Raw genomic sequence first — 20,144 nt, 5'->3', positions numbered from 1 at the left:
GAGAATGGTGCTTGGTATGTTTAGCATTCAATTTAAGACGTTTGCAGGTTTTGCTAGGAAATGCTTCTGCCAGTTCTCCGACAACCTGCTAGCTATGGTGGCCAGTCATACACTGAAGCGGATGATCCTTTAGCGTCAGTTTTCACCGACAAAACGGGAACAATTTTTAATAAAGCAGGGTTAGGGTTGTATTTTACACCTAGCGCTTTTAATCTCTACCGCGAAAATTTATATCAATCTGAATGATTCAAGTAGTGCAGGCGTTCAGACCGTCACTTATACCAGTGTTCCAGAGCCAAGTTTAATGCTTGGATTGTCTGTATTTGGGTTGAGTTTGTTTTTGAGTAAAAAGATAGCATCTTCTAAACCATCAAGCACAAAAGCTTAAACCAAATTATCAAGAATAACCGGGTGGGATTATCCACCCCGCAAATTTTTAAAATTATAAAATCTCAAAGCTCAGATTCCCAACTTTTCTAAAAAGTTAGGGAATCTTGTTATTCATATAATAATTTAAAATTGCTACATCGTTTTATTAGCATCAGATAAGAGTTAACGGTAATGTCTAAGTTCGCAGTTAATTAATCTATTACTTGTTGCATGAATAAAATATACATGGATTAGTTTAGATATAATAATGACTCATTGTTTGTTTTCCTAACTGGAGAAATTAATGGGTCGCGCCAAAAAGGTTGTCCTGGCATATTCTGGTGGAGTGGATACCTCCGTTTGCATCCCTTACCTCAAACAAGAGTGGGGTGTGGAAGAGGTGATTACCCTAGCAGCAGATTTAGGCCAGGGAGATGAATTAGAGCCAGTTCGAGAAAAAGCTTTGAAATCGGGTGCAAGTGAATCCCTAGTGGCGGATGTCAAAGACAGCTTCGTTAAAGATTACGCCTTTGGAGCAATTCAAGCCAACGCCCTTTATGAGAATCGTTATCCTCTCGGAACTGCCCTTGCTCGTCCACTGATTGCTAAGGTATTAGTAGAAACAGCTGAAAAATATGGTGCTGATGCGATCGCTCACGGTTGCACCGGCAAAGGTAACGATCAGGTTCGCTTTGATGTCTCTGTAACCGCCTTAAACCCCAACTTAAAAATCCTCGCACCAGCCAGAGAATGGGGCATGAGCCGTGAGGAAACCATCGCTTATGGGGAAAAGTTTGGTATCCCCTCACCAGTCAAAAAATCTTCTCCCTACAGCATTGATAAAAATTTGCTCGGTCGTAGTATTGAAGCTGGTTTACTCGAAGATCCGTCATTTGAGCCACCAGAAGAAATTTATGAAATGACCAAAGCGATCGTGGATACTCCCAACGAGCCAGAGTACATCGAAATTGGCTTCCACGGTGGTATTCCGACAAGCCTCAACGGCATAGCTAAAAAGCCAGTTGAACTACTTGAAGAACTCAATCAGGCGGTAGGAAATCACGGTATCGGACGGATCGACATGATCGAAAACCGTCTAGTGGGCATCAAATCGCGGGAAATTTATGAATCACCCGCGATGTTAGTGTTAATTCAGGCACATAGGGATTTAGAAAGCTTGACTTTGACGGCAGATGTCACCCATTACAAGCGTGGGATTGAAGAAACTTACAGCCAAATTGTTTACAACGGTTTGTGGTACAGTCCACTCAAAGTTGCCCTGGATGCCTTTATTCAAAAGACACAACAGCAAGTCTCTGGAACTGTGCGAGTGAAGTTGTTCAAGGGCAACTCTACGATAGTTGGGCGTTCGAGTGATAATTCTCTCTATACTCCCGATTTGGCAACCTACGGAGCCGAAGATCAATTTGATCACAAAGCTGCTGAAGGCTTTATTTACGTTTGGGGACTACCGACTCGCATTTGGTCGCAGAAAATTAAAAGTTAGGAGTAGAGACGCGATTAATCGCGTCTGTACAGGAGTTAGCAGTAGAGACGCGATTAATCGCGTCTGTTAAAAAAGCAAAATACAAAAAGTAAAAATTAAAAACATAGCTTTTTACTTTATTCCTCACTCCTAACTCCTAACTCTCACTTTTTACTCTTCACTACTCGCTTCTTTAACTTGGCGAGACTCTAGCCACAGAGGCACAATAATTAAGGCAGCGAGAATCAGTAAGGCTGCGATCGCAAATTGACCTACCCAAGCAACCAATTGTTCTAAAGAGACAATTTTGCCAGCAAAAAAAGCTAATGTCACCATCAAACTAGCCCAAGCAACTGCTCCTAAAAAGTTGTATAAAAAGAATTTTCCAAAGGGCATTTCAGCTATCCCAGCTAGTGGTGCAGCAAAAACCCGTAACAATGCCAAAAAACGTCCAAAAAATACTGCTTTAGCAGAATTTTGACTAAATTGTTCTTTAATAATCAGCAACCGCACTTCAGAAATCCGAAATATGCTAGCAACTTTTACTAGAAAAGGCCAACCGCTAGCTTTACCAATCCAATAGCCACAAGTGCCGCCAATTACAGCACCCATAATTGCATCACCGAGAACCAGCCAGAAATTCAGTTCATCACTGCCAGCTAGAAACCCGCCTACTAAGGTCACGGTTTCACCAGGAAGGGGAATGCCTAAATTTTCTAGCAAAATTCCTAAAAAAATTGCCCAATACCCGTAAGTGTGGGCGACTTTTTGGATATTTTCTAGTGAAATCAGCTCTAAAGACATTCCGCACCACCGTCTTTACAAATTTTTACTTTTATTATATCTTTGCTTGTTTATGCGCGTGGTGTCAATTAAACCGCTATATTGAGCCATTAGTTTAATTCTGAATAATCCATAAATTAGAGCCTATGGTAACTATTAATTTTTGACTATTAACTATGCATTATTTAGGGGTAAGTACCACAAGTTTATAATTTATTACAAAAAAAATAAAATATTTATAAAAAAATTATAAATATCCAGTTAAATGATGAAAATCTTGTAAAAGATACGGTTGATACCGAATTTGTTAGGCGTTTATGCCTATATTGATGAAAGTTATCACAAATTATACGGCATGAATACTGAAATAATCCCTCTTAACTGCACGACTGCAATTGCCCAAATATCTGGGTAAAACAGTAATTTTGCTGGTGACAGAGAAAAGGTATTGATGTCTTTTTTCAATTTTTTGTCAAGTGTTCCAACTACCCTGTTAAATTCATGATTCTCACACAAGAACTTCAAGTTATTTTGTTTAAACCCCAATCAAGCATAGATTTGGAAGGCGGTAAGACTTTGAGTGAACAGATGGCTAGAGTAGTGCCCCAAGCTCATCAACTCTGGGTTATCGACCTAGCAGAAGTTAATTTCATGGACAGTTCTGGATTAGTCCCCTTAGTAAAAGGGTTGAAAGCTGCACGTCAGAGTGGTTGTCGCTTGGTTCTATGCAACGTGCAAGCTCCTGTACGGTTAATTTTGGAACTTACCCAACTAGATTCAGTGTTTGAAATTTTTCCCACTTACGAAGACATTTTTTCCACCGTTAAAGATAAAAGTCTGGTGCTAGCAGCCTAAATAATAAATCTACCTATAGATGGATGGTGGAGTCAAGCAATATTTGCATTTTTTCATATTCTCTAAGAGAACAGTCTGGTGCTAGCAGGCTAACTTTCTTTTTTTCTAGAGAAAAATATTCAGCGAAACTCATGGCTTTGACGTAGATAATATCAATAAGCTTGTACGATTTAAAGCAGTGAAGTAATAATTGACCAAAATCGGTCAAAACAATGCAATTATTTGTGAGACTCCCCAGCTTTTGAAATTACTCTGAGCTAATTGTTCTATAGCCGACGTAACTAGTGCAAAAAAAATAGGAGGTAAGAAAGGTTATACTATCTAGCCTTGGCCTTATTTATTTGTCCTAAATCAAAGGGTTTCATGACCCTATATTTACATATAGCATCGGTTTCAGTCAGGGTTTAAATCCCTGTCTGAAATGTCTTTAATTTTGAATTTTAAATTGTTAATGCCTTGGTGTACTAGTTGGATGTATCCAAGACACTTTTTTCTGGCAATTTTTTACATGTTCGATTCCAGCATAATGATAACTTTAGGCGTTTTGGGGAGTCGAAATATTAGTTTCTTCGGATGCTGGGCGGGGAAAATTTGGCAAATCAATGCCACTATGACTAGCATTGCGAGTTTTGAGTGCTAGACGGTAACTCACACTTTGTAGTTCTGCTTGTAGTTGGCGGTTTTCCCGTTGTAGCATTGCTACCTTTTCTCTCACTGGCGTCATCCGTTCTTCAAACTTCCGCCGATAAATTTGAGGTAACTCTTGTACTACTTGCTCCAACATCCGAGTGCGATCGGTGAGTTCTTGAACTGACTGTCGCAATTGGTAAATTTCGGAGTCACGAGTTGTAATTTGCTCTTGGTAGAACGCCACCTGCTGCTCTACAGCTTGGAGTTGTTCTTGCAAAGCCTGTAACTGGGTCGTATCGCGCTCAAGATCCGGTTGCTGGGGCATAAAACTAGTGTTACCCTTTACCAGCCGGAAGAGTTCTTGAGATAGTTGTTGTACTAAGGAATCACGAAGTTGCAACTCTTGGCGTAGTTGCGATACTTCTGTAGAGAGAACTTGAATATTGGGTGTATCAGATTGGCTCACAGTAGCTTACAACTCCCATTCAGAATCTTGTCCACTCTTAGGTATAACTGCGGAAGTACTACCTTTGGCAAGTATTTGTTAATGTAGCATTCCCAAGCAAGTCATGAAAAAAGAAAAAACAAAATTTTATTGAATGGAGTATTGGGGAGTGGGGATGAGAGAGCAGGGGAGGCAGGGGAAGAAGAATGTATTGATTAATGTCCATTCCCTACTCCCTACTCCCTATCCCTTACACTGTTGCAGGTGCAGCTACTTTAGTGGGTTTTTCTTTTTCTTCTTTAGGGGGTTTTTCCTCTTCGGCTTCCTGCTTAACTGTCAAATAGCGAATCACTTCTTCACTCAAACGCATGGCGCGTTCAAAGGGAGCGATCGCAGTTGCTGGCGCAGTGTAATTTAGCTGGATGTAGATGCCATCGCGGTGTTTTTTGATTTCATAAGCAAGACGACGCTTACCACGATTTTGAATTTGGATATCCTCGGCGCCTTGGTCGCGAAGCAAATTCTGATATTTAGTAACTGCTTGCTCTACCTGTTCGTCTCCTAGGTCAGGACGCAGAATATACATTGTTTCGTAACTTGTAGTCATATTTTTCAGTCTCCTTATGGACAGAAATGGCTGCTGATGATAATTTATACCTAATTTAATTCAAAATGTCGGTATTAATCAACATCTGAAGCAACAAGGAATTATAATCTTACCAGTTTTAAATTTGAATCATTAGTCAAATCGCCGAAATTTGAATTTTTTGGATGTCCTTAATGAAAAATAGGTCGCTTCCCGACCCCCAGATTTCTTTAGTTTATTCCAAAAAAACCTCTCACTCACCCGCAAGGGGAATGATGAAACGGCAGTGAACGTAGCTAGTCTTTTATTTTTGAAAAAATTGATCGAGCTATCAGCTTTGCCAAGGGGTATCTTTCCCTAGGGACATAGATCAGGAGGTTCGGTTAAGATATCCCCCTGCCTGTGGCAACCTCCGATAAATTGGGGATTGAGGGGATCTCCGAGAGCCAAACATATAAACCGAAACGTATTGGGACATATATTATAGCGAGCGATCGCTTTCAGGCTCAAGGCTCAATCGGTTCGCTAAAAAGCTAACTGATGATTGCTACCCGCTCACACCAACAAAAAAGCAGATAAAAGGATATTCATCAAGGTTATGGCGCAACGCTATGTGCGAATTCAAAATCAAGAAGGACAGATTTACTATGGGATACTACAACTATCCCTGAATGTGCAGGTATTAGATGCTCCGCCCTGGTTACAAGGACAACCCACTGATTTAACTTTGACACCAGAAAATTACGAAATTCTGGCTCCCTGCGCTCCCTCAAAAATTGTGGCGGTGGGTAAGAATTATGCAGATCATGCGGCCGAAATGGGAACTCCAGTCCCTTCTGAGCCACTAATTTTTCTCAAGCCACCCACGTCGATCATTCCATCAGAGAAAGAAATTAAGTATCCTCCGCAGTCACAAAGAGTTGACTACGAAGGAGAGTTAGCATTAGTGATTGGCGATTATGCCTTTGAATGTACACCAGAGGTAGCCCAAACCAAAATTTGGGGTTATACCATAGCCAATGACGTAACGGCGCGGGATTTGCAAAAACGGGATGGTCAATGGACGCGAGCCAAAGGTTTTGATACTTTCTGTCCCTTGGGGCCTTGGATCGTGCGGGAATTAAATCCAGGAGCGAGATTGCAGACTTTTGTGAATGACAACGCCAATCCAGTCCAATCTGCCTGTATCGATCAGATGGTGTTTTCTCCCGATGTTTTAGTTTCTTATATCAGTCAGGTTATGACGCTACTACCTGGTGATTTGGTGCTTACAGGTACGCCGGAGGGTGTAAGTCCATTGCATCCAGGCGATCGCGTCCGCGTCGAAATTGAAGGTATTGGTCGCCTGGAAAACACCGTAGCGCCCCGTTAATTTCTAACGCACTTGCATATATACTGCATCGGAAATCGCCGGAATTTCCGCATAACGTCCCAGTAGAGACTGAACGGCAGAATATCCAACTGCTGCTACAACGCCTAGAAAAATGGTATTAGCTACTGTTTCTATTGCAAAGCCAGTACCTGGAACCTGTCCTAAAACTTGCACCAGTATAGAACACAAAAATATAACTATGTCCAAAAGAATTGCTTGCATTGTGTTGAAACGAATGAAGTGACTAATTTTTTCGTTTCTTACCACTAATAAAAACAAGGCAAAGAACACAATTATTTGTCCAAATTGTCCTAAACTACCGTAAATTATTAAAACTGGTTGCAGTGGTAAAAGCAGAACTCGTAGTGCTGGAAACTGATTCAACAAAAAGCTGCCGAAGACTAAACCATCAACTAGGGGCAGCAAATAAGGCAAGGAAGCAAAAATACGATCTGAAACCGTTATAGACCCGCGCCAAGACATTATGCGTTCTCCTGTGGTTAAATTTTAATAGTTACTTGAGCTTAGGATAACGCAGTTGGTTAGTCTTGCTGGCAAATTCACACTATTCTATATGGGCGATGCGAAAACCCATGACACACTCATACTGGTCTGGCTGCTGTTGAGTGAGTTTGCCAATAGCTTGACCACAACGCAGTTGACCCCCACGCCAACGGGGTTGACCGCTCCTGTCAGCGAGTAAACAAGACTGGCAAACTTGCTCAGGGGCAAGGATTTGCTCGTCCATTAAAATGACTAGCATCGAATCCCTCCTGTAAATCCTCATTGTCACCCACATTTCACTCAGGTGAGGATACGCTTTGTAGCGGTTCAAAGAAACGCTTCAGGTAGGTTTAGCGCGTGCTGCGCGGTTAAGTGTTGTGATTTGCGATCGCGCTTTGTGCCTGCTGTAGGCGATCGCAGAGAACACTTAAAAGCCACATCCTAACTCTTTGTAGCAAAAATGTGGGGAATCACAATTTAATAAAAATTGTCAAGTGAATCTTACATTTATTGTATGTTGTGTCTATGGCAAATGGACGTTTTGGTAAAAAATCATACAAAAAAAGTTGGCGCTAAGTTGAAAATATACAGCCAACGATTTTATTGCATCCCTGTTAACTTAGCACTGGAGAGTGTCAAACTTAATATTGAGGAAACAACAAAAGCTTTACGCACAAGCAACATGGCGATCCATTGAAGTTCCGTTGATGGGACTAGTTAAAGTGCCAGAAGGCAAGTAAGTAAAACTGAGTTAACTAGATAGCCATTTAAGAGATGCATTTACAAAATACTGGGGTAAACTTGCAAGCAAGTTAATACACAATATAATTGGGCGGCTCGTCGGTCTGGGCATCACTCACAATGGAACATTGGCAATTTCTGATACAGAAACAAGGCGATCGCTCGTGGCATATCCTAGAATCGCCAAATTTGGAAATTTTGGAAGGGGAGTATAGAGTTTTGGCTCGTTCTAACCTTCCTAATACGGATGTGGAAGTGCGGGTAACTCACTCTTCAACCCAGGAAGTTCTACCAAAGCGGCGAATTTTCAAGCGATCGCGTCGCACTAATTCAGAAGGTTTAATGGCGTTAATTCCCTTTACCTACCTTGAACCGGGAGTTTGGGAGTTGCGCTGTATGGGCGATTTAATGTCAGAGCTACTCGGTAAATCTTGGCAATACAGTATCCAACTTCAAGTATTGTGCCAGGGAGTAGAGGGGGAGCAGAAGAGGCAGAAGAGGCAGGGGGAGCAGGGGGAGAATGTAGAATCAAATTCATCCGATCGCCCAGATGCTGTTTCTGAAAACTGGGAATTCACTTTCCCTACAGAACCCACAATTGCGCTAGATCAAGCGATCGCAGTCTTTGCAGAACTGCTAATTGCTACAGACGATAACCCCGTTACAATTGGTGTGCCAGATGAAGGTAACTTAGAATCCACTGCCCCAGAAGAACCCGAAATTAACTTATTAGATAAAGCGATCGCAGTCTTTGCAGAACTGCTAATTGCTACAGACGACAACCCCGTTACAATTGGTGTGCCAGATGAAGGAAACTTAGAATCCACTGCCCCAGAAGAACCCGAAATTAACTTAGATAAAGCGATCGCTATAGACGACAACCCCGTTACAATTGTTGTGCCAGATGAAGGAAACTTAGAATCCACTGCTCCAGAAGAACCCGAAATTAACTTAGATAAAGCGATCGCTACAGAACAGACGGTTACTACAGACAGCAACCTTAATACCACTGTTGTGCTAGATGAAACGGAAAAAGATATTGATGAGCCTGTGAGTTCTGTGTGGCTCAAAGGTGAGACGGCAGAGCAGATTTTACAAGATTTAATAGATTTAGCTTTACCCAATTCTGAAGCCCTGCTCAATGATGAAAAGGTTACAGATTCTCCAGCAACACAGCCACCGGCTCCATTACTACTAACTTTAGATCGGGATACTTACATTGCTCGTTGGGGACAACCTCTTACAATCAATGGGCACGTAGAACTCAAAGAAAAGATAAATCTAGATCAAGCTGAAACATTATTCTCCAAAAGCTTGCAGGCCCTTGAACTAGTAATTGAACTGCGATCGCCCAAAAACTCAAAAATCTTGACCCAGGTACGGCAATCCTTAACAGATCAGGAGTTGCCCTTCACCATCAATACCTCAATTGATATTCCTGCTGAGTTTGAATCCAAGTTAATTTTGGCAGATATCACTTTGTATGGTCGATTCGCCGATGTTGGTGAAGTCATTAGGTTAGCCAGCCAGTCCTTCACCATTACAGCAGATGTAACACAATTACTGGCAATCACAGCCGCAGCAACACCTAGTACATCCTTAAATGACACCACAGCACCATCGGACTCATCTGCTGCTGTCACAGAGGCCTCTGGCTCTGTGAGGATAGATTTGAAACTATTCAATCTGGTCAAGATTCCAAAAATAGACCAGTCTCAGATACTCAATCCATCTCCAAATACAGCTTTACCACCGCAAATTAACTTACAAGTTCTGCGAGAAGCCATCCTGCGAACATCTAACTTAAAGAATTCAGGCACTTCGCCTCAATTGCCGAAACTGCCCGCTATTCAAACCTATGCCAACACTCCCACAGATTTTGTTGCAGAACCCCCTACAGAAGAGGAACTTCTGGAAAAGGATACTACTATGGTTGCCATCAACTTGGAGCAGTTGATCATCAAGCAACGTCGAATGCCAATACTCGACCATACTTTGCCATACTTGAAACGGCTGCAAGCTTTGCCAGATAAGCCAGAAGAAGTAAAAAACAATGCTCCAGATGCGAAAGTTCCAGTAGATGAAGACTTACCGCAGTTGAATACAACTATAGCTGATGAAAATACACCGGAATTAGTAGTAGATGATGCCCAATTTCAAGAAGAATCTGTTGCTGAGGGAGAAGCCCAGCCAAATGTAGAATTTCAAGAAGAATCTGTTGCTGAGGTAGAAGAAGCGCAGCCAAATGCACAATTCATTACAACAGGCAACCTTTACTCATCTCCCCTGCTCAGAAAGTGGATGCACAGCCAAGGATACTCTTTGCCTGAATCCATCAATGAACTGGAACCTGAAGACCGCGATCGCTATGTTCCAACTCAGCAAACCCAGCTTTCTCTTAATGCTGACACAGAGATATCGGAAGAAGTTCAAGAGTCGGTTTCTGATCTTGAGAACTTTGGGGAAGACGCAGACACAGCAAAGGAAGCTGATCTAGAAACAGGAGAAGATACGGTAGTAGAAGTATCTGAGCCAACAGTTTCAATGGTGGTAACACAACTACCGCCCCCCCCTCCTCCAATAAAAATGAATATAGCGTCAGCTTGGTTGGCGCAAGAAATCGTTGTAGACGATACATATACTGAACATAGTGAACAGGAAGCTAATCGGACGAAGAATGACTCTTTTGAAGAAGAGAAGCAACCAGTGTTAAGTTTATCCTCTTCCTCACCCATAACTGCGGCAGCCATTGAGCCTTTGCCAATTCCAGAACTGCATGTACCAGACGGCGAACTAATCGCTGGCAAATTTATCATAGTGCGCGTAGTGCTGCCTGAAGTACCTCCTCAAGTTGTTGTCAAGTTATGGCTTGAAGATTATCAAACTCGCTGGTTACTAGAGGGGCCCCATTTACTGACAAATTTGCTACCTAACGCCTTGGGAGGATTAGAAGTGATGACGCAATTAAATATTCCCTTTGGGTGTTTGGAAATTCGCTTGGAAGCGATCGCACTTGATTTGACAACCCAACAGGAGAGTCACAAAGTCACAATAGTACGAACTGTGATTCCTCCAGACTTGCCAAACTTGCAGCTAGATGAACTCCTCGATATGTAACTCAGGTATGAGGGGCATTGGGAAGAGGCAGAGGGGTTTTAGCTGAGAGCAAAGGGGAGAGAGCTAATTTTTATTCTCCCCCTTGCCCCCACTCCCCACTCTCCACATTCCCTGTGTTAAAAATCTTTAGAATTTCAAAAAAATTGGCATAATTTGCAGTAAGCTCATTTTGAATTGTAGTGTTATTTAACAGGAACCTTTACTATGGCAGCTTCCTTTTTGCCTTCTATCTTAGTTCCCATCATTGGTTGGGTTTTGCCAACCGTGACCTTCGCGTTTCTACTTTTATACATTGAAAGAGACGATATTGGATAATTTAGTCATTAGTCATTAGTCAAGTTTTTGGATAATTTACCCCCAATTGATCGGGGATCGCCACAGGCGGGGGAATCTTACCCGAACCGTATTGCTATCAATTCTGTGGGATATGTTTCTAGACTATTGACCAAAATTAATACCGCCTATCTCATGGAGACAGGCGGTTTTTTTTAACGTTGATTTCTCAACAAATGCTAGAAAATTCTAACTTATAGTATTCGGTTCAAACTAACTGATGTTAAATCGAAGAACCGATTCCGGCGTAGGCACCATAAAAGAAAATGCCCAAGACTGTAATTATACCTAAACCTGCGATCGTAGCGACGACCCACAGGGGAATTCTCCCACTTCCAGACACAGCTTCTCTCCTCCCTTAACAACTAATCAACACAGGTTAAATAAACAAAGATTAACAACAGGACTTCTACTTAGTTGAAGAAGTAACTGGAAAACAGAATCCCCAGAACGAAAACTAGTAGTAGTCCCAGGTATAGCGAAGTCCGATTTAGTTCAACCGGTTGATTATTGGGATTGGGCGATCTTTCTACCATGATTGCTCCTAACGTTGAATAAATTGCATTGCGGCGATCGCGCCTAAAAAGAATACAGTTGGTACACCTAATGTGTGAACTGCCAGCCATCTAACGGTAAAAATTGGATAGGTAACTGGTTGATTGATGTTATTGCCGCTAGTCATGATCTCAAACTACTTTCCAATAAATTGTTCAACTTGTTTTTTAGCTTCAAAACGGTTCTTCACAATTGGCACTTCCTGCCGCGCTGGTGTGAAATACTCGTTGGGGCGGGGTGTGCCAAAAGCATCATAAGCCAGTCCGGTGCTGACAAATAGCCAACCGGCAATAAATAATGCCGGGATGGTGATGCTGTGAATTACCCAGTAACGAACGCTAGTAATGATGTCCGAAAACGGACGTTCTCCAGTGGTACCTGACATTTAGATCCCTATCCTATACATAGAGTGTTATTGAGTTTATTATCCTACAAAGTTAAGAAAGAGTTACAAGTTGCAAAGTTCTTCTCAGAAATTGTACGTTGGGTATGGGGATTGGGAAAACTCTTCCCTAGTGCCTAGTCCCCATTAAGCGGCTTCTGGGGAAGTTGTTTCAGGATTGGGTAGATATTTGAGCAATACGCCGCGATCGCCAATTATAAATCCCCGTTCTGGCTCTAAAAACACAATTTTATACAAATTAGCAGCCACTTCTTCCACTTCACGGTCTTTTTCCCAGGTTTTGCCACCGTCGGGACTCCGTAGCAAATTACCACTACCGCCACCGATCCAAATTTCATCGGGTGTGCGATATGCCAAATCCAGTAAACCCCAACTGGTGGATAACTCTGGATATTTTGCCTTTTGCCATTCTTCAGGTTTAGTTGGGTCACTAAACTGAATTTGACCTCCCCTAGCTAGTAACCACAATTGCCCATTGTCAGCAAAACCCATGTTTTCTACGCGCCTAGAACTATTGCGGTTATGGGGTACCCAAGCATCTTGTCCCGGTTCCCAAGTCGAGTAGAAACTACCCTTGGCGGAAACGGCAACATATTTGCCATCAGGAGAACGTTCTAAGTTACGCACCACACCCACTGCTGATTCCACTTGGGCTTTCCAGTTTTTGCCGCCGTCTGTAGTTTTATATATGGCTCCGACATCGGTAGCCATTTCAGCTGTATTGTCTGCTAGTGCCTTAACTGCGATCGGGCTACCTGGTAGCTTTTCGCTCAAGGGAATACGCGACCAAGAAGCACCTTCATCGGTAGTGTGCAGCAACAGTCCAGGCTCTCCGGCAATCCAGCCTTCTTTTCCTGCAAAACTTACTGAGTCAAAACGATACTTTTGCTCATCCAGTTGCAGTGTTATTGGTTTCCAGGTATTACCACCGTCATTGGTTTCCAATAAGGTGGCATTGCTACCTACTAAGTAGCCATGCTCAGGGTTATTAGTAAATGCAATATCCAGGAGATTCGAGTCTGTTGGCACAGAAATGACTTTCCAAGGGTTGTAACTAACAGAGGGAATTTTGCTACAACCTATACACATGAGGACTACTATCAACAAGGTAGCTATTCGTTGCCAACCTTTCACAATTGAATGCATTAGTATTTCTTAACTTGTTTCTAAATTTCTGTAGCTGTTCTCTAAAAGGTTTACTGATACTTTTTTGCTAACATTTGCTAACAAATACATAAGTTGAGCAGATCAATCTCAACCAAGGTGTATCAATCCATGCATAAAAACAAGTTCTATGCACTTTTACTTGTTTGCTTCTAGCGTGATTCTTGCTTTGAGAAGCAACATATTTGCGATTACTTTCTGTAACACCTCAGAGGCAACTTATTAGTAAGTATAGAGGTTGCTTGACGTTACGGATTTTCACCTGATTCTCTGACATTTTATCAGAGAATCCACTGTTAATCAATGTAAGCAAAAGTGAGCATTTTTTAGCTTAATTAAACACTCTACGGAATAGGTAAAACAATCTAATTGTGTGATTATAATCACACAACCAATAATGAAAATCTCTTTCCCTACTCACTACTCCCTGTTTCTGAGATAACGGCTGTCATTGTAAACCGTAGAGACTGATAAAAAACAAGAAGCCAAGAGCCAAAGCACCGAAAATTAGGATATTCTTTTGGGTTGGCGTTAGCTTGTTGACACCCAAACCGTAACCGAGATTTTCTTTGAAGCCGGATGCAGTACCCGCAGGGCCGATGTTGGCAAAAGCGGTTTTTTTAGCAGCACAAACTGGACAGCGCCAATTTATGGGCAGTTCTGCAAAGGATGTCCCTGAAGGAATATCATCCTTGTCATCTCCCTTCTCAGGTTCGTAAACATAACCGCAGGCGCGACACTCGTAGCGGTCTAACACTGTAGTCTCAACAGCTGGTTCGCTCATGGCTAAGGCCTCGCAGAGGAGAAATCTGAAATATACGTTACAAATTATGACATAATTGTTAGGCTTTTCTATCACTATCAAAAGCTAATTAAATACTTGAAGTGTATCTGTTTCCCAGATTTCAGAAAAACCAAACAGATATAATGTAAAAGAAAGTAACGTAATTCAAGGGATTGGGTATTGGGCATGGGGAAGAGGCAGAGGGGCAAGGAGCAGGGAGCAAAGGGGAGAAAGAGCTAATTTTTTTTCTCCCCTTTGCCGCGTGCCCCTTGTTCATTCATCTCCCCACTTCCCACTCCCCACTCCCTACTTAAAATACTCCATAAGCGGTAGATACTCATTGTGTTTGTCCTCAGCGGTTACGAGTACCTTCTAGGTTTCTTCATCATCTGTAGCCTAGTACCTGCCTTAGCGCTCTCAGCTTCCAAGCTCCTACGACCCAGTGGTTACAGCCCAGAACGGCACACCACCTATGAATCTGGCATGGAACCCATTGGGGGAGCCTGGATTCAGTTCAACATCCGCTACTACATGTTTGCTCTGGTCTTCGTCGTCTTTGATGTGGAGACTGTTTTCTTATATCCTTGGGCGGTAGCTTTCCACCGTTTGGGGCTATTAGCATTTATTGAAGCGCTAGTCTTTATTGCAATTCTTGTAGTCGCTTTAGTTTACGCATGGCGTAAAGGAGCTTTGGAATGGTCTTGAATTCTAACTTAACAACCCAGGGCAAAGAACGAATCATTAACCCGATTGAGCGGACTACAATCACTCAAGACCTTTCAGAAAACGTCATTTTGACCACGGTTGATGATCTCTACGACTGGGCGCGGCTTTCTAGTTTGTGGCCGCTGCTATTTGGTACTGCTTGCTGCTTTATTGAGTTTGCAGCTTTAATTGGTTCCCGATTTGACTTTGACCGTTTTGGGCTAATTCCCCGTTCTAGCCCCCGCCAAGCCGATTTAATTATTACGGCAGGGACTATTACGATGAAGATGGCTCCGCAATTGGTGCGTCTTTATGAACAAATGCCAGAGCCAAAGTATGTAATTGCAATGGGTGCTTGCACAATTACTGGCGGGATGTTCAGCGTTGATTCGCCCACAGCAGTGCGCGGAGTCGATAAACTGATTCCTGTAGATGTGTATTTGCCTGGTTGTCCTCCCCGTCCAGAAGCAATTATTGACGCAATCATTAAGCTACGGAAGAAAATCTCCAATGAATCGATGCAAGAGCGGTATAAAATTAAGCAAACCCACCGCTACTACAGCACGACTCATAACTTGAAGCCAGTAGATGAAATCTTAACTGGTAAGTATTTGCAGTCAGAAACTCGCTCTGCACCACCGAAGGAATTAGCGGAAGCGATTGGTATGCCAATACCACCTGCACTGTTGACAGAAAAGGCGCAAAAGGAGGAACAAACCCGTGGCTGAAGAAGAATCTAAACCAGTACCAGCAGAGAAAGAAGACTCATTGGTACAAGCGGGTAAAATTTCCCAGTGGTTGAAGGAAAATGGCTTTGACCATGAGTTTTTAGCCCCGGATAAGAATGGTGTAGAGATAATTAAGGTGGCGGCAGATTTCTTGCTTCCTACCGCTACAGCCCTTTATGCCTACGGGTTTAATTATCTCCAGTTTCAAGGTGGCGTTGACCTTGGGCCAGGACAGGAATTGGTGAGTGTGTATCACTTGATTAAAGTGGGTGATAATAGCGATCGCCCCGAAGAAGTTCGAGTTAAAGTGTTCTTACCACGGGAAAATCCTGTAGTCCCTTCTCTGTACTGGATTTGGAAAACCGCAGATTGGCAAGAGCGCGAGTCTTACGATATGTACGGCATTATCTACGAAGGACACCCAAATCTCAAGCGGATTTTAATGCCGGAAGATTGGGTAGGTTGGCCTTTGCGGAAGGATTACATCTCGCCTGATTTCTACGAGTTGCAGGACGCTTATTAGAGATTGCTGAATGAGACGCGATGAATAGAGACGCGATGAATCGCCTCTGTACAATATAGTTTCGGCAATGATTAACCCCTTTCCGGTAGCGGAGAGGGGTTATGTTTTTGGTGTTTCATATAAAGTCGGTTAACAAAATTTGCTGTAATTCATTGACTGTATTTACAGTTTTAATTGCCTGCTGAATCGCTTTTAATTTCTGCAAATCTGTAATTTGAGAGATTATCGGCATCAATTCTGAACCTTGATTGCCAAACTTAATTTCTAATGCTAATTCAATCCCTGAATATGACTCTTCTTTTCTTCCTCGTTCTTCCCCTTTGCTAAAAATTTCTTGATACCAAGGCGACTGCTCTAAAAGTGCCATATCCCACCTCAGAATTTGTTGAACTATTGCACTATCTAATACAAAGGTAGCAAAAAATCCTAATACTGTTTCTAGTTGATTCAATTGTTCATCTGCACGTAATATTCGCAATGCATCTCGAATTGTAGACTCGTTATCACCACCTTTGAGAATCGGTACAAACGGCAGTAAGGATGGTAAGGGTTGTTGAAAAGCAATCTCGACATTAACTTCCCACAGGTTAATGACACGGTAATCTTGAATAGCACGTAAACCAGCAATATTTAATTCATAACTTGTCGGTATTTCAGCGTCACTTGCCTTGAGGATATTAATTAGTACTGGATACGTTGGCAAATTATATTTTTCTTCTGCAAGTGCTGCATAAGCACGCATCCTGCGCGGCATTTCTGGTTTATAGCGGAGTTGTAATTCGTTAAGAACGAGAAATTTTCCATGCTGGGGACTTTCGACACGGATTAAAACATCACTTTCTCGACTTATCCACTGAAATTCTGAGTTGAGAATTTCGCCAGCAATAATATCAGGAATTTGGGTTACCCATTTTACCCAGTTATCAGGTGCAAGGCTGATTAAGCGTTTGGTGCTGACATCGGCGGGTTTTATCATGGGGTTGTAAACGCACTGAAAGTTATCAAATAATTATAGTTAAGAGGATGTTTGAAAAGTGGTATGTTGTGATTTTAATCGAATTATTACCCCCCTTATAAAGGAGGTAAACAAGAAAATCCGGTTCCCTCCCCTTTATAAGGGGAGGGTTAAAGTGGGGTAAATATTAGAGAAAACGTAGGCAAAGCCCGTCGTAGACATCGCACCCAATCTGAGATAATTTGAGACTATGCGATCGCTCCCAGAATCTTTATCATAATTGGTGCGATCGCTAAGATGTTCAGTGAGATTTCCTGGTAATCGAAATCCCTATCTCTACCGTTGTATCTATATTTGTGGGAAGATTTAATGTAAATATTTAAAGTAATATGTCAGAAACACCCCAAGACGATCGCATTTGGATTGTGACGGATGATACCCCTCAAATATCGATTCCTGACGGTGCTAAAGGCGGGAGTACTAATACACGCGGTTGGGGAGAGGAAACTATCAGAGATAATACTGGTAGCAAAGGGGTAGGAGATGCCGTTCAGGTTAGCGCTCAAACATTAGAGCAAAATATGACTCACTTTCTCAAAGTAGTGGGAAGTTTGTTTAGTCAAGCCCAAGAGCAAGCAAAAGTCAACTCCAAGATGCAGCTAGATGAAATTGAGCTATCGGTAGAAATTAGTGCAGATGGGGAAGTTAAATTAATTGGTAATGGTGTCAAAGCTGGGAGTAAAGGAGCGATTAAGCTGAAGTTTAAGCGCCAAGAACCAGGGTAAGATGGCAAAAAATTGGGCGATCGCGATCGGAATTAACCAGTATGATTATCTGCAACCGCTAAACTATGCCAAGCGGGATGCACTGTTAATGCAAGAGTTTCTGGGCAATGAAGCCGGATTTGAGCGGATATACTTCTTCTCTGATGACTCCCCTGAACTTGCTGGAAAATCGACTCGCCCAACTCGCACTAACTTGCTGCGAGTCTTGCGGCAGTTATTTGAGAAACCCTTTATGGGAGCAGGGGATAATTTCTGGTTTTTCTTCAGTGGGCATGGAATGAGACACGGTGGCCGTGATTATCTCATACCCTGTGATGGCGACCCAGAGGATGTTGAAAATACGGCAATTGCGATTAACGTTGTGACTGAGCGCCTGCGTCGCTGCGGCGCTGATAATGTTGTCTTGATTCTGGATGCTTGTCGTAGTCTAGGTACTCGTGCTGGCGAAGGGATTGGGCGACAAACCGCAGAAGAAGCACGTCAACAAGGAGTTATCAGCATATTTTCCTGTAGTCCACAGGAATATTCTTATGAAATTGAGGCTTTACAACAAGGTGCTTTTACTACTGCACTACTAGAAGGGTTAGGAATTCAAGGTAAATGCGCTACTGTTGAACGATTAGATCAGTATCTCAAGTTTCGTGTGCCTGAACTGGTTCGCCAGCATAAGAATACAAAGCAAACACCTTATGTTATTGCTGAACCTGTGGATAAATCCCACCTAATACTTGTGCCACGATATGCAACTCAAACAGATATCGCCACGCTGAAAAATGATGCTTACCAAGCAGAAGCCGACAGGAATTTAGATTTAGCAGAGCAATTATGGATTCGTGTATTAGCTGCGGCTTCAGGGCAAGATACGGTTGCAATCAAAGCAATTCAAAGAATTGAAAGGTTGCGGTGGGAACGTCAAGAACCATCTTTACCACAACCTCGTCCTAGTATTGAAAATTCCACTAAGGGAATATCTATAGTTGAAAAAAATCCCTTAAAAACCTTTCAATTTGAAGTGGTTACGGTAAATGCAAACGGAGGTATCACCAACCGCCGTAATCAGGAAGCGAAATATTTTGAAGAAGATTTAGGAAATGGTATCACCCTCGAAATGGTGCAGATACCAGGGGGAACCTTTACGATGGGTTCACCGGAAAGGGAAGCAGACAGATATGAAAATGAAAGTCCACAGCATCAGGTAAAAGTTTCTGGGTTCTTCATGGGGAAATATGCAGTTACCCAGGCACAGTATCAAGCCGTTATGGGTAATAATCCTTCTAACTTCAAAGGTGAGAAACGACCTGTAGAACAAGTTAGTTGGGATGAGGCGGTAGAGTTTTGTGAAAAGTTGAGTCAGAAGACAGGAAACACTTACAGGCTACCCAGTGAAGCCGAATGGGAATATGCTTGTCGTGCGGGAACAACTACACCGTTTTATTTTGGTGAAACGATTACCACAGATTTAGTTAACTACGACGGCAACTATCCTTACGGCTCTGCACCAAAAGGGGAATATCGTGAACAAACAACAGATGTAGGAAAATTTCCGCCTAATTCTTTCGGTTTATACGATATGCATGGTAATGTATGGGAATGGTGTGAAGGGCAAGATTTGTATACCTCGTAACCCCATAGCTTGGAATCAGAATAGCAAGTAAGGGGAAAATATCAAACCATCTATAGCAATCCTAAATGAGTTGTGAAAATCGAGAGACTCATATCCCCGACTTCTTTGAGAAGTCGGGGATATTATTGTTCACGACTGATTTAGGACTGTCACAAAAGCAGGTTTTGATGTCACAAAAGCAGGTTTTGATGTCACAAAAGCAGGTTTTGATGTCGCAAAAGCAGGTTTTGATGTCGCAAAAGCAGGTTTTGATGTCGCAAAAGCAGGTTTTGATGTCACAAAAGCAAGTTTTGATGTCGCAAAGCTGGTTTACCAGTCGTTAACTAGTACTCTGTCAATAAATAATTGATAGATTCCTTGTAGAGACGGCGATTTATCGCGTCTCTCTAACCGTACATGAGAATGGTGGGTATTTAGGGACTTCCAAGAAATAAATTATTCCAAGAAACGAACCACAGAGACAAGGCAGCGCGGTCTTGGGGGTTTCCCCCATGAGCGACTGCCGCGCAGAGAACGCAGAGAGAAGAAATAGAGAGAGTTTTTGCCTCAGTTTTAGAACATTTTTTTATTTGGAAGTCCCTTAGACCTCGACCATATTGCATCTCTTCACAGAATAAATTCTGAGGCTAATAGCTAAAGTCGTCTAAAGACAACTAGAAAGGCTTTTAGTCGACTAAGCGTAGACTTGGGCTATAAG

General features: G+C 42.3%; 24 protein-coding genes. 12 read left to right on the top strand and 12 right to left on the bottom strand.

Annotation, left to right across the window (positions count from 1 at the left end):
• The first annotated feature begins 60 nt into the window (after window positions 1-60).
• Window positions 61-246: a hypothetical protein gene (locus V7K25_RS09940; RefSeq protein ID WP_335157403.1), complete on the top strand. Its 186-nt coding sequence runs from the start codon at window positions 61-63 to the stop codon at window positions 244-246.
• Window positions 247-673: 427 nt separating this feature from the next.
• Window positions 674-1,876 carry an argininosuccinate synthase gene (locus tag V7K25_RS09935; protein WP_335157401.1) on the top strand — a complete coding sequence of 401 codons (1,203 nt, stop codon included), beginning with the start codon at window positions 674-676 and terminating at the stop codon, window positions 1,874-1,876.
• Window positions 1,877-2,026: 150 nt separating this feature from the next.
• Here the strand turns inward: V7K25_RS09935 and V7K25_RS09930 are convergent, their stop codons facing one another.
• Complete coding sequence (locus V7K25_RS09930; protein WP_335157399.1) at window positions 2,027-2,659, bottom strand: DedA family protein; 633 nt, start codon at window positions 2,657-2,659, stop codon at window positions 2,027-2,029.
• A gap of 480 nt (window positions 2,660-3,139) precedes the next feature.
• Here V7K25_RS09930 and V7K25_RS09925 point away from each other — a divergent pair, with 480 nt between their 5' ends.
• A complete protein-coding gene (locus V7K25_RS09925) occupies window positions 3,140-3,493 on the top strand; it encodes an STAS domain-containing protein (protein WP_335157397.1) in 354 nt (117 codons plus the stop codon).
• 535 nt (window positions 3,494-4,028) lie between these two features.
• Here V7K25_RS09925 and V7K25_RS09920 read toward each other — a convergent pair.
• Window positions 4,029-4,589: an Npun_F5560 family protein gene (locus tag V7K25_RS09920; protein ID WP_335157395.1), complete on the bottom strand. Its 561-nt coding sequence runs from the start codon at window positions 4,587-4,589 to the stop codon at window positions 4,029-4,031.
• A 229-nt stretch (window positions 4,590-4,818) separates the two neighbouring features.
• Window positions 4,819-5,175 (bottom strand): 30S ribosomal protein S6, encoded by a 357-nt coding sequence (gene rpsF / locus V7K25_RS09915; protein ID WP_335157393.1) that lies wholly within the window; start codon window positions 5,173-5,175, stop codon window positions 4,819-4,821.
• A gap of 577 nt (window positions 5,176-5,752) precedes the next feature.
• On the opposite strand from rpsF, the gene V7K25_RS09910 reads away from it, so the two are divergent.
• Window positions 5,753-6,526, top strand: coding sequence for a fumarylacetoacetate hydrolase family protein (locus tag V7K25_RS09910; protein WP_335157392.1), 774 nt, complete (start codon window positions 5,753-5,755; stop codon window positions 6,524-6,526).
• Between the two features lie 3 nt (window positions 6,527-6,529).
• On the opposite strand, the gene V7K25_RS09905 is transcribed toward V7K25_RS09910, so the two are convergent.
• On the bottom strand, window positions 6,530-7,009 hold the full coding sequence (locus V7K25_RS09905; protein WP_335157390.1) for a Tic20 family protein: 480 nt from the start codon (window positions 7,007-7,009) through the stop codon (window positions 6,530-6,532).
• Window positions 7,010-7,091: 82 nt separating this feature from the next.
• Entirely contained in the window at window positions 7,092-7,289 is a 198-nt protein-coding gene (locus tag V7K25_RS09900) for a hypothetical protein (protein ID WP_322648808.1), read from the bottom strand.
• A gap of 602 nt (window positions 7,290-7,891) precedes the next feature.
• On the opposite strand from V7K25_RS09900, the gene V7K25_RS09895 reads away from it, so the two are divergent.
• Both V7K25_RS09895 and V7K25_RS09890 read left to right on the top strand, forming a co-directional pair.
• Window positions 7,892-10,888 carry a hypothetical protein gene (locus V7K25_RS09895; RefSeq protein ID WP_335157387.1) on the top strand — a complete coding sequence of 999 codons (2,997 nt, stop codon included), beginning with the start codon at window positions 7,892-7,894 and terminating at the stop codon, window positions 10,886-10,888.
• 204 nt (window positions 10,889-11,092) lie between these two features.
• Window positions 11,093-11,203, top strand: coding sequence for a photosystem I reaction center subunit VIII (locus tag V7K25_RS09890; protein ID WP_109010098.1), 111 nt, complete (start codon window positions 11,093-11,095; stop codon window positions 11,201-11,203).
• A 241-nt stretch (window positions 11,204-11,444) separates the two neighbouring features.
• Here the strand turns inward: V7K25_RS09890 and V7K25_RS09885 are convergent, their stop codons facing one another.
• From V7K25_RS09885 to V7K25_RS09860, 6 genes are all read right to left on the bottom strand, one after another.
• The gene (locus V7K25_RS09885; RefSeq protein WP_334914194.1) at window positions 11,445-11,564 is read right to left on the bottom strand and encodes a photosystem II reaction center protein J; all 120 of its coding nucleotides are present in this window, start codon (window positions 11,562-11,564) and stop codon (window positions 11,445-11,447) included.
• Window positions 11,565-11,634: 70 nt separating this feature from the next.
• Window positions 11,635-11,757 (bottom strand): photosystem II reaction center protein L, encoded by a 123-nt coding sequence (locus V7K25_RS09880; RefSeq protein WP_012411802.1) that lies wholly within the window; start codon window positions 11,755-11,757, stop codon window positions 11,635-11,637.
• Between the two features lie 8 nt (window positions 11,758-11,765).
• Entirely contained in the window at window positions 11,766-11,903 is a 138-nt protein-coding gene (psbF, locus tag V7K25_RS09875) for a cytochrome b559 subunit beta (protein WP_015115279.1), read from the bottom strand.
• 9 nt (window positions 11,904-11,912) lie between these two features.
• Window positions 11,913-12,161, bottom strand: a complete 249-nt coding sequence (psbE, locus tag V7K25_RS09870) for a cytochrome b559 subunit alpha (protein ID WP_012411800.1) — start codon at window positions 12,159-12,161, stop codon at window positions 11,913-11,915.
• A gap of 144 nt (window positions 12,162-12,305) precedes the next feature.
• Window positions 12,306-13,325, bottom strand: coding sequence for a photosynthesis system II assembly factor Ycf48 (locus V7K25_RS09865; protein WP_335157384.1), 1,020 nt, complete (start codon window positions 13,323-13,325; stop codon window positions 12,306-12,308).
• Window positions 13,326-13,791: 466 nt separating this feature from the next.
• Window positions 13,792-14,127, bottom strand: coding sequence for a rubredoxin (locus V7K25_RS09860; RefSeq protein ID WP_335157382.1), 336 nt, complete (start codon window positions 14,125-14,127; stop codon window positions 13,792-13,794).
• A 342-nt stretch (window positions 14,128-14,469) separates the two neighbouring features.
• Between V7K25_RS09860 and ndhC the strand changes: the two genes are divergently transcribed.
• The 3 genes from ndhC to V7K25_RS09845 are packed head-to-tail and all read left to right on the top strand — an operon-like array spanning window position 14,470 to window position 16,083.
• A complete protein-coding gene (ndhC, locus tag V7K25_RS09855; RefSeq protein WP_196526961.1) occupies window positions 14,470-14,832 on the top strand; it encodes a photosynthetic/respiratory NAD(P)H-quinone oxidoreductase subunit C in 363 nt (120 codons plus the stop codon).
• Complete coding sequence (gene ndhK, locus V7K25_RS09850) at window positions 14,823-15,560, top strand: photosynthetic/respiratory NAD(P)H-quinone oxidoreductase subunit K (RefSeq protein ID WP_335157380.1); 738 nt, start codon at window positions 14,823-14,825, stop codon at window positions 15,558-15,560. The genes ndhC and ndhK overlap by 10 nt, the downstream gene beginning before the upstream one ends.
• Entirely contained in the window at window positions 15,553-16,083 is a 531-nt protein-coding gene (locus tag V7K25_RS09845) for an NAD(P)H-quinone oxidoreductase subunit J (RefSeq protein WP_335157378.1), read from the top strand. Before ndhK ends, V7K25_RS09845 begins: the two co-directional genes overlap by 8 nt.
• Before the next feature lie 115 nt (window positions 16,084-16,198).
• On the opposite strand, the gene V7K25_RS09840 is transcribed toward V7K25_RS09845, so the two are convergent.
• Complete coding sequence (locus V7K25_RS09840) at window positions 16,199-17,059, bottom strand: Rpn family recombination-promoting nuclease/putative transposase (RefSeq protein WP_335157376.1); 861 nt, start codon at window positions 17,057-17,059, stop codon at window positions 16,199-16,201.
• Window positions 17,060-17,427: 368 nt separating this feature from the next.
• Between V7K25_RS09840 and V7K25_RS09835 the strand changes: the two genes are divergently transcribed.
• From V7K25_RS09835 to V7K25_RS09825, 3 genes are all read left to right on the top strand, one after another.
• On the top strand, window positions 17,428-17,823 hold the full coding sequence (locus tag V7K25_RS09835; protein ID WP_335157374.1) for a Pepco domain-containing protein: 396 nt from the start codon (window positions 17,428-17,430) through the stop codon (window positions 17,821-17,823).
• A gap of 1 nt (window position 17,824) precedes the next feature.
• The gene (locus V7K25_RS09830) at window positions 17,825-19,447 is read left to right on the top strand and encodes an SUMF1/EgtB/PvdO family nonheme iron enzyme (RefSeq protein WP_335157372.1); all 1,623 of its coding nucleotides are present in this window, start codon (window positions 17,825-17,827) and stop codon (window positions 19,445-19,447) included.
• Window positions 19,448-19,512: 65 nt separating this feature from the next.
• Window positions 19,513-19,770 carry a hypothetical protein gene (locus V7K25_RS09825; protein WP_335157369.1) on the top strand — a complete coding sequence of 86 codons (258 nt, stop codon included), beginning with the start codon at window positions 19,513-19,515 and terminating at the stop codon, window positions 19,768-19,770.
• The last annotated feature ends 374 nt before the right edge of the window (window positions 19,771-20,144 follow it).

This window comes from Nostoc sp. (assembly GCF_036919495.1).
GTDB lineage: Bacteria > Cyanobacteriota > Cyanobacteriia > Cyanobacteriales > Nostocaceae > Nostoc.
Note: the sequence above shows the minus strand (reverse complement) of the source record. Positions and strands in the feature narration are given on the sequence as shown.